Raw genomic sequence first — 377 nt, 5'->3', positions numbered from 1 at the left:
AAGAAGGAAGAAGAGAGGGAGAGAGGGAGAGGGGGAGAGGAGAGGGGGAGAAGAGAAAGGGAAGGGGGGAGAAAAAAGGGGAGAGAGGGAAAGGAAGGAAGGAAAAGAGAGGAGAGAGAAAGGGAGGAAAAAGAAAGGGGGAGAAGGAAGGAAGGGAGGAAGGAAAGGAGGAAAGGGGAAAAAAGGAAAGAAGGAAGAGGGGGGGAAAGAAAAAAGGAAAAAGAGGGAAAAGGGGGAGGGGAAGGAGAAAAAGAGGAGAGGAAGGGAAAGGAAGAAAGGAAGGGAGGAGAAAGGGAGGGGGAAGGGGGGAAGGGAGAAAGAAAAGGAAAAAAAGGAGGAAAAAGAGAGGGGGAAAGGAGAGGAAGAAGGGAAAGGAG

Annotated in this window: 1 protein-coding gene; it reads left to right on the top strand. The window is 50.7% G+C overall.

The window, feature by feature from the left end; all coding sequences use genetic code 11:
• The coding region (locus KH400_RS30055; RefSeq protein ID WP_217228354.1) for a hypothetical protein at positions 1-377 on the top strand (377 nt) is incomplete at both ends.

Source organism: Desertibacillus haloalkaliphilus (assembly GCF_019039105.1).
In the GTDB taxonomy this organism is placed as follows: domain Bacteria; phylum Bacillota; class Bacilli; order Bacillales; family KJ1-10-99; genus Desertibacillus; species Desertibacillus haloalkaliphilus.
This window is presented reverse-complemented; position numbering and strand designations above follow the sequence as displayed.